Source organism: Microtetraspora sp. NBRC 13810, from assembly GCF_030268685.1.
In the GTDB taxonomy this organism is placed as follows: Bacteria; Actinomycetota; Actinomycetes; order Streptosporangiales; family Streptosporangiaceae; genus BSRQ01.
In genome coordinates this window covers 206390-219723 of record NZ_BSRQ01000004.1, presented here as the reverse complement: position 1 = coordinate 219723, position 13334 = coordinate 206390, and the positions used below count along the sequence as shown (strand labels likewise).

Annotated in this window: 14 protein-coding genes and 1 pseudogene; 9 read left to right on the top strand and 6 right to left on the bottom strand. The window is 73.1% G+C overall.

Annotated elements, in window-relative coordinates; translation table 11 throughout:
- Positions 1-33 precede the first annotated feature (33 nt).
- A complete protein-coding gene (locus tag QSK26_RS41735) occupies positions 34-879 on the top strand; it encodes an Lrp/AsnC family transcriptional regulator (RefSeq protein ID WP_352244306.1) in 846 nt (281 codons plus the stop codon).
- A gap of 24 nt (positions 880-903) precedes the next feature.
- Here the strand turns inward: QSK26_RS41735 and QSK26_RS10700 are convergent, their stop codons facing one another.
- The gene (locus tag QSK26_RS10700) at positions 904-1872 is read right to left on the bottom strand and encodes an ArsR/SmtB family transcription factor (protein ID WP_285774886.1); all 969 of its coding nucleotides are present in this window, start codon (positions 1870-1872) and stop codon (positions 904-906) included.
- A 58-nt stretch (positions 1873-1930) separates the two neighbouring features.
- Here QSK26_RS10700 and QSK26_RS10695 point away from each other — a divergent pair, with 58 nt between their 5' ends.
- Positions 1931-3151, top strand: coding sequence for an MFS transporter (locus QSK26_RS10695; protein ID WP_285774885.1), 1221 nt, complete (start codon positions 1931-1933; stop codon positions 3149-3151).
- A gap of 73 nt (positions 3152-3224) precedes the next feature.
- Here the strand turns inward: QSK26_RS10695 and QSK26_RS10690 are convergent, their stop codons facing one another.
- The gene (locus tag QSK26_RS10690) at positions 3225-4247 is read right to left on the bottom strand and encodes an ROK family transcriptional regulator (RefSeq protein ID WP_285774884.1); all 1023 of its coding nucleotides are present in this window, start codon (positions 4245-4247) and stop codon (positions 3225-3227) included.
- A gap of 72 nt (positions 4248-4319) precedes the next feature.
- Between QSK26_RS10690 and QSK26_RS10685 the strand changes: the two genes are divergently transcribed.
- Positions 4320-5489, top strand: a complete 1170-nt coding sequence (locus QSK26_RS10685) for an MFS transporter (RefSeq protein ID WP_285774883.1) — start codon at positions 4320-4322, stop codon at positions 5487-5489.
- An 80-nt stretch (positions 5490-5569) separates the two neighbouring features.
- Here QSK26_RS10685 and QSK26_RS10680 read toward each other — a convergent pair whose 3' ends face one another.
- Entirely contained in the window at positions 5570-6403 is an 834-nt protein-coding gene (locus QSK26_RS10680) for a MurR/RpiR family transcriptional regulator (protein WP_285774882.1), read from the bottom strand.
- A 64-nt stretch (positions 6404-6467) separates the two neighbouring features.
- Between QSK26_RS10680 and thrC the strand changes: the two genes are divergently transcribed.
- The 4 genes from thrC to QSK26_RS10660 all read left to right on the top strand — a co-directional run bounded on the left by thrC (position 6468) and on the right by QSK26_RS10660 (position 9902).
- The gene (thrC, locus tag QSK26_RS10675) at positions 6468-7532 is read left to right on the top strand and encodes a threonine synthase (RefSeq protein WP_285774881.1); all 1065 of its coding nucleotides are present in this window, start codon (positions 6468-6470) and stop codon (positions 7530-7532) included.
- Between the two features lie 466 nt (positions 7533-7998).
- Positions 7999-8295, top strand: coding sequence for a hypothetical protein (locus tag QSK26_RS10670; protein WP_285774880.1), 297 nt, complete (start codon positions 7999-8001; stop codon positions 8293-8295).
- A gap of 269 nt (positions 8296-8564) precedes the next feature.
- On the top strand, positions 8565-9212 hold the full coding sequence (locus tag QSK26_RS10665) for a ricin-type beta-trefoil lectin domain protein (protein WP_285774879.1): 648 nt from the start codon (positions 8565-8567) through the stop codon (positions 9210-9212).
- 324 nt (positions 9213-9536) lie between these two features.
- Complete coding sequence (locus QSK26_RS10660; RefSeq protein WP_285774878.1) at positions 9537-9902, top strand: (2Fe-2S) ferredoxin domain-containing protein; 366 nt, start codon at positions 9537-9539, stop codon at positions 9900-9902.
- Between the two features lie 72 nt (positions 9903-9974).
- Here QSK26_RS10660 and QSK26_RS10655 read toward each other — a convergent pair whose 3' ends face one another.
- Together QSK26_RS10655 and QSK26_RS10650 are read right to left on the bottom strand one after the other, a co-directional pair.
- Positions 9975-10838, bottom strand: coding sequence for a haloalkane dehalogenase (locus QSK26_RS10655; RefSeq protein WP_285774877.1), 864 nt, complete (start codon positions 10836-10838; stop codon positions 9975-9977).
- 27 nt (positions 10839-10865) lie between these two features.
- Complete coding sequence (locus QSK26_RS10650) at positions 10866-11276, bottom strand: winged helix DNA-binding protein (protein ID WP_285774876.1); 411 nt, start codon at positions 11274-11276, stop codon at positions 10866-10868.
- Between the two features lie 118 nt (positions 11277-11394).
- Here QSK26_RS10650 and QSK26_RS10645 point away from each other — a divergent pair, with 118 nt between their 5' ends.
- Positions 11395-12018: a TetR/AcrR family transcriptional regulator gene (locus tag QSK26_RS10645; RefSeq protein ID WP_285774875.1), complete on the top strand. Its 624-nt coding sequence runs from the start codon at positions 11395-11397 to the stop codon at positions 12016-12018.
- On the opposite strand, the pseudogene QSK26_RS10640 reads toward QSK26_RS10645, so the two are convergent.
- Positions 12005-12362, bottom strand: a pseudogene (locus QSK26_RS10640) (transposase); the annotation flags it as partial. The gene QSK26_RS10645 and the pseudogene QSK26_RS10640 sit on opposite strands and share 14 nt — an antisense overlap.
- A gap of 152 nt (positions 12363-12514) precedes the next feature.
- Between QSK26_RS10640 and QSK26_RS10635 the strand changes: the two are divergent.
- Positions 12515-13078, top strand: coding sequence for a histidine phosphatase family protein (locus QSK26_RS10635; protein ID WP_285774874.1), 564 nt, complete (start codon positions 12515-12517; stop codon positions 13076-13078).
- The last annotated feature ends 256 nt before the right edge of the window (positions 13079-13334 follow it).

Genomic DNA, 13334 nt, shown 5'->3' with positions numbered 1-13334 from the left:
GCTGGGAATAGAATCCCGCGGGGAGAGGGAGTTTTGAGCAGAAAGATTTCGCAACAGTCGCCGTTCCTTCTGGTCAACCTGGTGCCGTACGCGCTGCTGGCGCTCCTCGTCGCGATCCTGATGATCGTGGAGGACTGGGCGGGCGGCTCCTTGCTCATCGACCTCGGCCTGTGCGGGCTGGCGGCCGCGTGGATGCTCGGCATGTTCACCCTGCGTCCCGGCTGGTGGGATCGGCCACGGATCATGGCGGTGTTGGACGTGGGTCAAGATGGCGTCGAAGGTGCCCTCACGGGTCCAGCGGCGGTAGCGCTCGTAGACGCCTGCCAGGCGGCATCACACCCGGTCCGGGCGCTGGACAATATGCTTCACGTTGGCTGTGGTATCTCTACAACCATGACGATCGATCGGCTGGACGCCCAGATCATCGAGGCGTTCATCAGGTCGCCCCGTCTGGGGGTGCTGGAGTGCTCCCGCCGGCTCGGGGTGGCCAGGGGCACCGTGCAGGCGCGGCTCGACCGGCTGATGAGCCGCGGCGTCATCGCCGGATTCGGCCCGGAGGTGAGCGCCGGGGCGCTGGGCTACGGGGTCACCGCGTTCATCACCCTGCAGATCAGGCAGGTCGGCGGGCACACGCCGGTCGCCGGGCGGCTCGCGGCCATCCCCGAGGTGCTGGAGGCGCACACGATCACCGGCGGCGGTGACATGCTGTGCCGGGTGGTCGCCCGCAGCAACGCCGACCTGCAACGGGTCATCGACCTCATCGTGCAGGTCGAGGGGGTCGTCAGGACCTCTTCGATGATCGCGCTCGACACGCCGGTGCCGTACCGGATGCTGCCGCTCGTCGCCGACGCGCCCGGGCACGACGACCCGCCGCACTGACCGCGCCCGCCCCGGCGGGGTCGCTCACCCGGTCCGCTGGGCCGCCACCAGGACCTCGCCGGCGTCGGTCCGGTAGTAGAGCACCGACCTGCCCGCGCGACGGCGCCCGACCAGCTGGGCGTCGAGCAGCACCCTGAGGTGCCGGCCCACCGAGCCGAGGCCCTGGCCGGTGAGGGCCACCAGCTGCGTCGTGCTCTTCGGCGTGCCGAGCAGGACGAGCACGCCCGCCCGCGCGGGGCCGAGCAGCCGGGACAGCGCCTCCGGCGCCGGCCCGGGAGCGGCGCCGGCCAGGGCGCCCGAGCACGGGTAGACCACGGCGTAGCGCGGCACGTCCCAGGACACCCAGCCCTGGCGCGGCGTGACCGGGACGAACATCAGCTGCGCCCCTTCGACCTCGCGCGGCGGGTAGTCGTGCGTGTTGATCTGCAACCTGCTCCCGCCGAGCCAGCGCATCCCGGGCCGCATGTCGTCCAGGGCCGCGGCCCAGCCGCCCTGGCTCAGCCGAGCCGTGCGCGCGACGACGTCGGCCTCGATGATCCGCCGATGCCGCGGCCAGTAGGGGAGAACCGCCTCCCGCCACACCCACTCCAGCAGGCTCGCGGTGCGTTCCGGCAGGTCGGAGCGGTGCAACCGGGCGGGGAGCGGGCCGCGCAGCGTCTCGGTCAGGTCGTCCCTGGCGGCCTGCGGCGGCGTCTCGCGGATGCGCGCCACCTCCTCCTCGAAGGTGGGCTCGCCCTCGCCGGCCGGGGTCGGGGTGAGGAAGGTCGCGTTCCACTTCGGGCCGAGTGCCGCCCGGACGAGCAGCGCGGTGACCGGGTCGCCGGCCAGCCGTTCCCGGTAGGCGGGCAGGTGGGCGTCGAGCCAGGCGCGCTCGCCCGGATGCGCGGCGGCGCCGCGTTGCAGCGTCTTCATGCTCGCGATGGCCTCGGCCAGCGGGGAGACGACGAACCTGCTGCCCGCCAGGGTGTCCGCGTTGACCTGCCACAAGCCCATGGTTTCGCCTCCCCGCGAAACAGTAGCGTTCCCCGGCGGGGTCTTCGAGACTCCGGGCGTGCGTACCTATCGCGAACTCTTCCGCACCCCGGAGTTCACCCCGCTGTTCCTCACGTCCGCCGGGCAGGTGGCCGCCCAGACGGTGAGCGGGCTGGCCCTCGGCACGCTGATCTACACGGCGACCGGTTCGCCGCTGCTGTCCGCGCTCGCCATGTTCGGCCCGTCCTTCGCCCACGTGGCCGGCGCGATGCTGCTGCTTTCGGCGGCCGACCGGCTCCCGCCGCGCGCCACGATGACCGGCCTGGCGCTGGCCTTCGCCGCCGGCACCGCGCTCCTGGCCGTCCCCGGCCTGCCGGTGTGGGCGGTCTTCGCCGTCGTCCTGGCCCTCGGCCTGGTCGCCTCGCTCGGCGGCGGCGTGCGCTACGGGCTGCTGGACGAGATCCTGCCGAAGGAGGGCTACCTGCTCGGCCGTTCGGTGCTCAACATGTCCGTCGGCGGCATGCAGATCTGCGGGTTCGCGGCCGGCGGCCTGCTGGTGACCGTGCTGTCGCCGCGTGGCACGCTGCTCGCCGGCGCCGGGCTGTACCTCGCCGCGGCGGCGGTCGCCCGGTTCGGGCTGAGCCGCCGGCCGCCGCGCGCCGCCGGTCGCCCGTCGGTCGCCGACACCTGGCGGATCAACGTGCGGCTGTGGTCCTCGACGCCCCGCCGCTACGTGTACCTCGCCCTGTGGCTGCCCAACGGGCTGATCGTCGGCTGCGAGTCGCTCTTCGTCCCCTACGCCCCCGAGCACGCGGGGCTCCTGTTCGCGCTGGCCGCGCTCGGCATGCTGGCCGGGGACACCCTGGCCGGGCGGTTCCTGCCGCACCGGTGGCGGCGGCGGCTCGGCCCCCCGTTGCTCCTGCTGCTCGCGGCGCCGTACCTGGTCTTCGCCCTGAGCCCGGGGCCCGCGGTCGCGGCGGTCGCCGTCGTGATCGCCTCGGCGGGGTACGCGGCCAGCCTGGTGCTCCAGGAACGGCTGGTCGCGCTGACCCCCGCCGACGTGCGCGGGCAGGCGCTGGGGCTGCACTCCTCCGGGATGATGACCATGCAGGGCGTCAGCGCGGCCCTCGCCGGGGCGGTCGCGCAGTACACCTCGCCGGCGACGGCGATGGCGGTGATGGCCGTGGCCTCGATCGCGGTCACCCTGATCCTGGCGCCGGGGCTGCGGCACCGGCCGGCGGAGCCGGACGCCCTCCCCGAGGCGGCGCGGGAACCCGTCCGGGGCGCGGTCACCGAATGAGACGGCGGACCGGGCCGCCCTGGGCGGCCGCGGCCGTGGTGGACGCCCGCCAGGCGATCGGGCTTCCGGCGGGTCAGCCGAAGACGCGGTCCCTGGCCAGGTCGAGCGCGGTCAGCACGGCGCCCTGGAGCACCGGGTTGCCCGCCACGGCGCTGGCGCGGATCTCGGCCGGGGCGAGGGAGAGGGCGGCCACCCGCTCGGCCACCAGCTCGGCGAGCCCGTCGCCGCCGGCGCGGCCGGTCGTGCCGCCGAGCACCACGAGGCCGGGGTCCAGGACGGTGACGAGGGCGAAGGCGGCCTTGGCGATCCGCCCGGCCAGCTGCTCCGCACCGAGATCCCGGATGACGCCGGCGCCGAGCTGATCGCACAGCGGGCTGCCGTCCACCTCCAGGAAACCGATCTCGCCCGCGCCGCCGGACACGCCGCGGCGCAGCCGGCCGCCGAGGACGACCGCGGCGCCGATGCCGTCGTCCAGCCAGAGGAGGACGAAGTCCTCGCGGCCCGTCGCGGCGCCGATGCGCAGTTCGGCGACAGCGGCGAGGTTCACCTCGTTCTCCAGGATCACCGGCACGCCGAGCCGCCGCCGTACCGAGGGCAGCAGGCCGGGGTGCCAGCCGGGCACCTCGTTGCCGGCGACCAGGTCGCCGTGCCGGGGATCCACCAGACCGGGGGCGCCGATGACGACCGTGTCCAGCGCGTGGCCCCCGGCGGCCTCCTCGACCGCGCCGCCGATGAGGCCCGCCAGGTCGTCCGGGCCCGCCAGCTCCCGTACGGCCGAGCCGACCGGCCGGCCGGTGATGTCGGCGACCGTGACGTGGACGGCGGTGCGGCGCACGTCCACCCCGGCGGCGTGGGCGCGGCCGGGCACGATGCCGTAGAGGCGGGCGTTGGGGCCGCGCCGGTCCTCGCCGAACTCGCCGGTCACCTCGATGAGCCCGCCGTCTCTGAGTCGTTCGACCAGGTCGGACACGGTGGGCCTGGACAGGCCGGTCAGCGTGCGGAGCTGCGGGGCGGTCAGCGGCCCGCGCTCCAGCAGCAGGTCCAGGGCGAGCCGGTCGTTGATGGCACGGGCCATGGCCGGGGTGGCGGTCTTCACGCTCCCCATATTAATCAGGGAGCCTGCCTGAAAGCTCTTTTCATCAGGAAGCCTGCCTGATAATTTCGCGGCATGAGCCATCACCGCTCCATCGCCGCCGTGTTCGCGGTCCACGGCGCCACTGCCGGCAGCCTGGCCACCCGCGTCCCCTGGTTACAGGACCACCTGGACCTCGGTCCCGGCGTCCTCGGACTCGCGCTGCTCTGCCCCTCGATCGGCGCCTTCGTCGGCATGCCGCTCGCGAGCCGCCTGGCCTACCGCTTCGGCGGACGCGCTGCCACCCGCGTCCTTCTCGCGCTGTGGTGCGTCGGCCTGGCCCTGCCCGTGCTCACGCCGTCACTTCTCTGGCTCTTCCCGGCGTTCCTGCTGTACGGCGCGGCGGCCGGCATGTGCGACGTCGTGATGAACGCGCACGCCGTCGTGCTGGAACGGCACCTGGGCCGCTCGATCATGTCCGGGCTGCACGGCATGTGGTGCGTGGGCAGCCTGGCCGGCGGCGGCGTCGGCGCCCTCGCCGCGCACGGCGGAGTCGACGCCAGACTCCATCTCGGCGCGGCCTCCCTCGTACTGCTCGTCGCCGGCGTGCTGGCCGGGCGGGACCTGCTGCCCGACACCGCGCCCGCCGACGGACCGGCGCCGCGCCGCTTCGCCCTGCCCTCGCGGGCGATCCTGGCCATCGGCCTCGTCGGCTTCTGCGCGCTCTTCGCCGAGGGCGCCAGCGCGAACTGGGCGGCCGTCTACCTCACCGAGGTGACCGCCGCCGGGCCGGGTACGGCCGCCGCCGGTTACACGATCTTCATGCTCTGCATGGCGGGCGCCCGGCTGGCCGGTGACCGGGTCGTCGGCCGGATCGGCCCGGTCGTCGCCGTCCGGGCGGGCGGCGTCGTGGCCGCCGCGGGCGGGGTTCTCGTCGTCGTCGCCCGGACTCCCGTGCTGTGCGTCATCGGGTTCGCCATGATCGGGCTCGGCGTCGCGGTGATCGCCCCGCTGGTGTTCGCGGCGGCGGGCAACGCCGGGCCGACGCCGGGGGAGGGGGTGGCCGGCGTCGCCACGATCACCTACCTGTCCGGGCTGACCGCCCCGGCCGTCACCGGCTGGGTCGCGGGCGGCGTCTCCTATCCGGCGGCGTTCGCGATGATCACCGGCGTGGCGGTGCTGCTGACGCTCCTCGCCCCCGTCCTGCGCCCCGCCCCCGCCGTACGGCCGCCGGCCGTGCCCGTCGCCGGGACGCGGCATGGCTGAACCCCGCCTGGAAGGAGGCCGCCATGTCCACCGGCGGAACGCTTCCGGGGGGGGTCGCCGATCACGGTGGGCGTGCCGGATCAGGCGTCCGGGGGCAGCAGGTCGCGGGTGAGGGCGTCGAGGTCGGCCAGGCGGGCCGCGGAGGACAGCCGGGCGGCGACGGCGACGAGGACGAGTTCGGTGACGGCGATCTGGTGGGTGAGCGGCGCGATCGGCCCGGCCGCCTCGCGGGGCAGCCGGATCAGGATCTCCGCCCGGTCCGCCAGGGGGGACTCCCAGGCGTCGGTCACCAGGACCAGCCGGGCGCCGCGCCCGCGGGCGGCGCGGGCGAAGCGGGCGGTGTCGGCCGAGTAGCGGCGGAAGTCGTAGGCCACGACGACGTCGGCCGGGCCGAGGTCGAGCAGCGTGCGGGCGCGCGACGACGGCGAGCCGGGCACCTGGTGCGCCCCGGGACGCAGGCCGGCGAGCTGGCGGATCAGATACTCCGCGGCGAGCTCGCTCAGCGGGCCGCCGAGGGCCCAGACGCCGCGGGCCTCGGCGAGGCGGATGGCGACGGCGTCGAGCAGCGGCCCGGTCACGGCGGCGAGCGCGCCGTCCAGCCCGGCGCGCAGGTCCTCGGCCGCCCGGTGCGCGTCGGGCGGCCGGGTGACGAAGTCGCGCAGCCGGGAACGGTCCTGGTCGCGGGCGGTGGCCCGGACGGCTGCCTGGAAGTCGGCGAAACCGGCGAACCCCAACCGGCCGACCAGGCGTGAGGCGGTCGGCGGGCTGACACCGGCCCGCTCGGCGAGCGCGCGCAGCGAACCCAGCGCCGCGAACGGGTAGTCGTCCAGGATCACCCGGACGATCGCCCGCTCACCGGGCGGCAACTCGGGATAGACCTCGCCGAGGCGGGCCGCGAGAGGATCGGACTCCATGCTGACAGATGTTACACGTAACCAAGCTTGACGTCATCGATGAAACGAATGTTAGGGTGCGGCCATGAGCACCTGGCATGGTCTGATCGACAGCGACTACCGGCGCTGGCTGCCGGTCACCGACGACACCCCGGCTGTCTCCCTGCACGAGGGCAACACGCCGCTGATCCACTCCGGTCACCTGTCCGCGCTCACCGGATGCGACGTCCGGCTGAAGGTCGAGGGCGCCAACCCGACCGGCTCGTTCAAGGACCGCGGGATGACGGTGGCGGTCAGCAGGGCGGCGCAGGCCGGGGTCGAGGTCGTCGTCTGCGCCTCCACCGGCAACACCAGCGCCTCCGCCGCCGCGTACGCCGCGCGCGCCGGGCTCGGGGCCGCCGTGCTGATCCCCAGGGGGGCGGTCGCGCTCGGCAAACTCGCCCAGGCCGTGCGGTACGGCGCGGACGTCGTCGAGGTCGCCGGGACCTTCGACGACTGCCTCCGGATCGCCCGCGAGCTGGCCGCCCAACATCCCGTCGCGCTGGTCAACTCGGTGCGCAACGAACTGCGGCTCGCCGGTCAGCGCACCGTGGCCTACGAGGTCGTCGACGCCCTGGGCGACGCGCCGGACGTGCACTGCCTGCCGGTGGGCAACGGCGGGAACATCACCGCCACCTGGGACGGCTACCGCGCCTACGCGGCCGAGGGTCTCGCCACCCGCCTGCCGCGGATGTGGGGCTTCCAGGCGGCCGGCGCGGCGCCCCTCGTACACGGTGTCCCCGTCGCCGAACCGCAGACCGCGGCGACCGCCATCCGGGTGGGCAACCCGGCGACCTGGGAGGGCGCCGTCGCCGCCCGCGACGACTCGGGCGGCCTGATCGACGCCGTCACCGACGAGCAGATCTTCGACGCCTACCGCGCGCTCGCCCGCCATGACGGCGTCTACGTGGAACCCGCCTCCGCCGCCGGTGTCGCCGGCCTCCTCCAGCAGCACGCGCGGGGCGGCCTCGCCCCGGGCGCACGAGTCGTGATCACCCTGAGCGGCAACGGCCTCAAGGATCCTGCCGCCTCACTGAGCGACGGCTACACCCCCACCGAGACCTCCGCCGCCACCGCCGACGTGGCCCGCGCACTCCACCTGGCCGCCTGACCTCCACAGACGTGGCCCGCGCACTCCGCCCGATCGACCGGCCGCCGGCGGTGTGGTCCGCGCGCTTCGCCCGGTCGCCTGACCTTTCGTGCCGTGTGGGGCGAAGGTGCCGCGCGGCCGGGCTTGCCCTGGGGGAGAGCGTTCCGGCCGCGCGGCGGGTTTCCCTCGCCTGTCCGCGGGGGTGGGCCGCGTGCAGCCAAAGGTAGCCAGGCGGCTGATCCTCCGGCATCAGCAAATATGCCTATTTAGGGCGACCTGAGATATTCGTCGATACCGCCGGTATTCACTGTCGCCGGGAGTGCATCTTCCCGTCCGGGCATGAACGGTACGGCAGGGCGTGATCCGGCGATCCGTGCCGTCTACGTGGTGAAGTACGCGAAATCCCGGATACCCCCGGTCAATCCCCGATGACACCTTGAGTCCAGGCAATCGCCCAACGTAATCGTCACAGGTCAGGGGAGAAGACATGCACGGCAAGCGACGACTGGTGATCCTCGGCACGGTCCTGCTCGGCGCCACCCTGCTCGTACCGGCCGGCGCCGCCGCGGGCGACTCCGCACGGCACGCCGCGGCACAGAGCGCGGCGGCTCAGAGCAGGTCCTGCGAGCGCGACTGCAAGCTCGGCTTCCGGCAGGGCTACCGCGACGGGTACAAGGACTGCCTCATCGAGACCCGCCGCGACGCCCGCACCCGCCGCGGCTTCGGCGAGTGGGCGCGCGGCTACGACCTGGGCTACCGGCGGGGCTTCTACGCCTGCGGATGACCGCGAGCCCACCCGGCCGGACCGTGACACCGGGCACGGGCCGCACGGCGCCGGCGCCCTCGGCGGGCCGGGGCCGGGCGCCGGGCCGGACGGAGGCGTTCGCGCCGCTCCCTGGGGAGAGAGCGGCACACGCCTCCCCGGCCCGAAGCCACGCGGCCCGGACGGACCCGGCTGTGCAGGCGACTCACCCTTCAACGCCCTGGGCTGTTCGTCGGTCATGTCACTTTCGAGCATTGGGCCGTGTCGTATCCACGGTCCAGGCTCCAGCCGTGGACCGTCCATCGGGTGAAGGGAATCTGAAGGTGCGACACGCGACCAGTGCGGCGAAACCCCGTCGGCTATCCGCGAAGCTCAAGGTCACAGGCGGCACGCTCCTGGCGGCGGCGGCCGTTGCGCTCACCGGTGCGATGCCGGTGCACGCGGCCACCACGCCGCCCTCCACTGCCGCCCAGGCGGAAGCCGGGCAGCGCGGTGCCACTCCCGCGACGGCCGCCGGCGATGTCGACGCCTCCGCCGTCATCTACTGGGCGTTCAGGAACGACGCCACCGATGCCTGCCTGAGCACCTACGCCAGCGGCGCGATCCGCTCCGTGCCGTGCGACGCCTCGGCGAGAGCCCAGGAATGGCACTGGATCAACGTTCCCGGAAGTTCTGAACGGATGCTCAAGAACAGGTGGACTGAGAGGTGCCTGGTCGCGACGAGCCCCGTCACCTCCGGGGACTGCCGCGACAGGAGTCTCACGCGCTTCGTCAACCTGGCGAACACGCACAACGGCTCGTATTGGATAATCAACGGCGAAGACCTCTCGCAAAAGTATCTGTACGACCGCCCTGTCGACGATCACGTGGGTATGACAGGGGATGTGGACGCCGCTCGGTACATTTACTGGTACATGCAGGAGCGCGACCGGGGGTAGGCGAGACGCGTCCGAGGCACGGGCCGATGCTCGTGACCCACTGCTGCGGAGAGCGTTCGATGCCCCGCTCAGGAGGGCCCCCGCGCGCTCGGACGCCACGGCACACGACGAGGCCCGGCCATCCCCGCGCGGGGGTGGCCGGGCTAACGGCGTGAGGAACAGCCAGTCGAAGATCGGCCTGTACGACGGGTACGTCACCGCCGGCAGATCCTCGACCCTGCCGACTGCGGCCGTCCGGCGGCGTGGGACGATCTTGAGGTCATGTGTCTCGGCCTGGGCCCCGACTCCCCGTGGACCGCATCGGTAAAGGATCAGGCACGCTTCATGAACCGGATCACCGTCTGCCGCGGCTGCTGCTGCGGCAGCGTCCGCAAGGTACCCGCGTTCGACCATGACGACCAGGTCCGCCGCCTGTCGCAGGTGGCCGAGGTCCGCGTCACCGACTGCCTGGACGTGTGCGAGCAGGCCAACGTCGTCATCGTCCACCCCTCCCCGGCCGGGCGTCTCGCCGGTGGCCGTCCGGTCTGGCTGGGCCTGGTCAACCAGCCGGACGCCGCCGAGGACATCGCCGCCTGGATCGCCGCCGGCGGGCCGGGGCTCGCCGATCCGCCCGAGATCCTCACCCTCCACACCATGGCCTCACCGGGCCGGAACAGGGCCCGGGCACAGGCCCGCCCCGCCACGCCGTAGCACCGGCACACTGCCGAGCCGCATGCCGTCGCGGTGCGGGCGGTCGAGGCCGGCCCGCCGGAGTGGGCGCGGTCAGGCGGTGCGGTCCAGCCAGCGGGCGATCGCCCGGCCGATGGCGTCGGGCTGGTCCTCGGGGGCGTGGTGGCCCGCCGGGCCGACGGGCTCGATGTCCAGGTCGGCGACGGTCTCCGCGGCCCAGGCGACGACCTCGGGGGAGGCGATGCCGACCTGCGGTTCGACGGTGAGCAGCAGCTTGGGCACCTCGGGGCTGCCGGCGAGCCACCGGCCGTAGGCGTCGAAGCGGGCGGCGACGTCGGCGGGCTCGCCGTCGAAGGGGGCCTCCCGCGGCCACTGGAGCAGCGGGCGCCGGGAGGCGGCGTCCGGGTACGGCGCGCGGTAGACGGCGAGATCCTCCTCCGCGATGCCCTTGCGGGTGCTGAACTCGGAGGTGAGGCCGCCGCCTTCGATGAACACGTTGTGCTCCAGCACCAGGGTCTCGCCGAGCCCGGGGGTGCGCAGCGAGCGGAACCAGTCGGCCACGTCTGGGCCGAGTTCCGCCCAGGTCTGCGGTCGCAGGAACGTCTCGACCAGGACCAGGCCGCGCACCCGCCCGGGATGGCGGGCCGCCCGATCCATGGCCAGTGCGCCGCCCCAGTCATGGCCCACCAGGACGACCTCGCCGAGGTCCAGCGCCTCGAACCAGGCGTCCAGGTAGCGGGCGTGGTCGGCGAAGCGGTAGCCGATGTCCGGTTTGCCGGAGGCGCCCATCCCGATCAGGTCCGGGGCCAGGGTGCGACGCCGGTCCGCGACGTGCGGGACGACGTCCCGCCACAGGTGCGAGGAGGTGGGGTTGCCGTGCAGGAACACCACCGGCGGCCCGCCCACCCCGGCTTCGGTGTAGGCCATGTGGGAGCCGAGGACCTCGACGCCGGGCATGTTCTTCACATCCTTTCCGATGGCCCGTCAGCGGGCGAGTTCCGCGTCGGCGCGGGCGGTGATGAGGGTGAGCACGCGGCCCGCGACGGCCAGGTCGCCCGCCGGGACGTCGCTGTACAGGCGGGTGACGGTCTCGTCGATCGCGGCGGTGAGCCGGTCGTGCAGGTCGCGACCGGCGGGGGTGAGGGCGGCCGGCCCGTCCTCCGCCAGCAGGCCCGCGGCGACGAGACCGGCGATCGCCTGCCGGGCCGCCGGTTCCCCGGTCTTCAGGGCGTTCGCGACCTTCCCGGCGAGCCCGTCGCCCGCGCCGCCGGCCGCCGTGATCTTGAGGGCGACCCACTGGTGGTAGCTGAGGCCGGTGCCGGTCAGGGTGCGGTCCAGCAGGGCCCGGTGGGCGTTCTCGGCCCGGCCCAGGATCTGGGGGTTGAGGGTGGTCATGACATCTCCGTTCTCTGGATGCCCGGCCATAATGACACTCAGTCTCGTTTGAATACAAGTCGCAAATAGTGCTCGGTCTTGTTCGTGACCGGGGGTCGCTGAGGGTAGGATCCCGGGCATGACCGAGGACCGTTCACTGCCGCTGCGCGAGCGCAAGAGGCTGCGCACCCGGCGGGCCCTGGCCGACACGGCGCTGCGGATGTTCAGCGAGAAGGGTTTCGAGGCGACCACGCTGGACGAGCTGGTCGACGCGGTGGAGGTGTCCAAGAGCACCTTCTTCCGCGCCTTCCCCGCCAAGGAGGCCGTGGCGATCGAGGCCGAGGCAGAGCTGTGGTCGGCTTACCTGGCCGCGTTGCGGGAGCGGCGGTTCTCCGGTCTCGTCCTCGGCGAGTTGCGCGACGCGCTGGCCGGCGCCGCCGCCGCGCTCGGCCCCGGCTGGGACGAGCGCTATCTCGCCACCCGCCGCCTGGTGCTGACCGCCCCCGCCCTGCTCGCGTACGTGGAGCACCACCGCACCGGGGTCGAGCGCGAGGTCGTCGCCTGCCTGGCGGCCAAGCTCGGCCTGGACCCCGACGACCTGCGGCTGCACGTGCTGGCCGAGCTCACCACCACCGCCTGGAGCGTCTCCGGCCGCGACTGGGTCCGCCGCGACGGCGAGGGCGGCCGCGCGGCGCTGATCCGGCGACTCGAAGGCGCGTTCCAGGCCGTCCCGGCCGCCCTGCACCTGTCCGCGGGCGACTAGGGCGTGCATCAAAGCCCGCTACGCGCGGCGGGGTGCTGGAGCCGTAGACCTCATCACCGGTCACCCAGCCGCAGATTCCCGCGGCCAGTGCGCGACCGATCATCTGCGCGGCCAGTTCGGGCTTGGTCGCAAAACACCGCTCGGCCGGCACCTTGGCTCGTTCGCGCCGCACCTGGTCGCCTACCCATGTCCGGGGCAGATGCAGCTCGCGGTCGATCAATGCGTGCCCGGTCGCTGTGGCATAGGTCGGAAAGACGCCCACCTGGCTGTTTTCGATCCGCCCGGCAGTGCCGGTGTACTGGCGCTGCACGCCGACTGCCACGGCCCTTCTTCAGGTCGCCGCTCATCGAACATCAACTGCCGGCGCGAGGCCGTTACGCTGTCGCCTGCAGCCATCGCATGATCTTCGTTCGTCAGCACAACAGTCGATGATCGCGGTGGCCGCACGTGTTCGTTGCACTCGCCCACCACACCGCCTTGTCAAGGAGGACGTCTCATGCGTTGGTTAGACGTGCGCCGACATAGCTTGACCAAGAAGGGCGTGACGCGCGGCCGGGGATCTCATCTGTCGGCTGACGGCATCGCCCTGGCCCGTTTCATCGGTTCTGGAGTCGGCCCCTACGAGCGCGTCGTCACCAGTTCGTCCCCACGGGCAGTCGAGACCGCCGTCGCGATGGGGTTCGCCGTCGACGACACCATGGAGATGCCGTCAGGCTACGTATCAGGAGAGATCCCTCGGCATGCACAGTGGGACTGGACCGAGCCATACCAGCAGATCGCGGACATCATCCGGAAGGGCCGTGCCGCGGCGGCCGTGGCCGAGACCCACCATGCGATCTGGGCCGACACGGTGGCTGGTGTCGCGGAGGGCGGGTCGGCGCTGTTGATCGGGCACGGAGGGGCGATCGAACTGGCGTTGGTAGCGTGTTTGCCGGATGCTCCGCACGACACGTGGGGAACGCCGTTCGCACACTGCGATGGCGTCCGCCTCGGCTTCACCGACGGTCACTTTGTCAGCGTCGAGTTCTCCCGGGCCCCCCGCAGAGCCCTCCCCAACTGAAGATCGCTGGAGTACTAGCCGACGATGTCCAGCTCGTTGTGCCACGTGTGCCGCGGCGGCGGAGCTGTCCATCGGTGACCAGCAGCGCGAGGCCGGCCGGAGGCGACCAAGACCCTGTGTGCGGCGTCCGAGTTTCCGCATCGCTGGGGGCGCCGCCGGTGTCGATCTCGAACTTACCCACCTGCTTCGTTCAATTGGCCGAGGACCTACTCAGGATCGAATGCCCCACCGACCCGCGCCGGATGTGGTTCTGGCG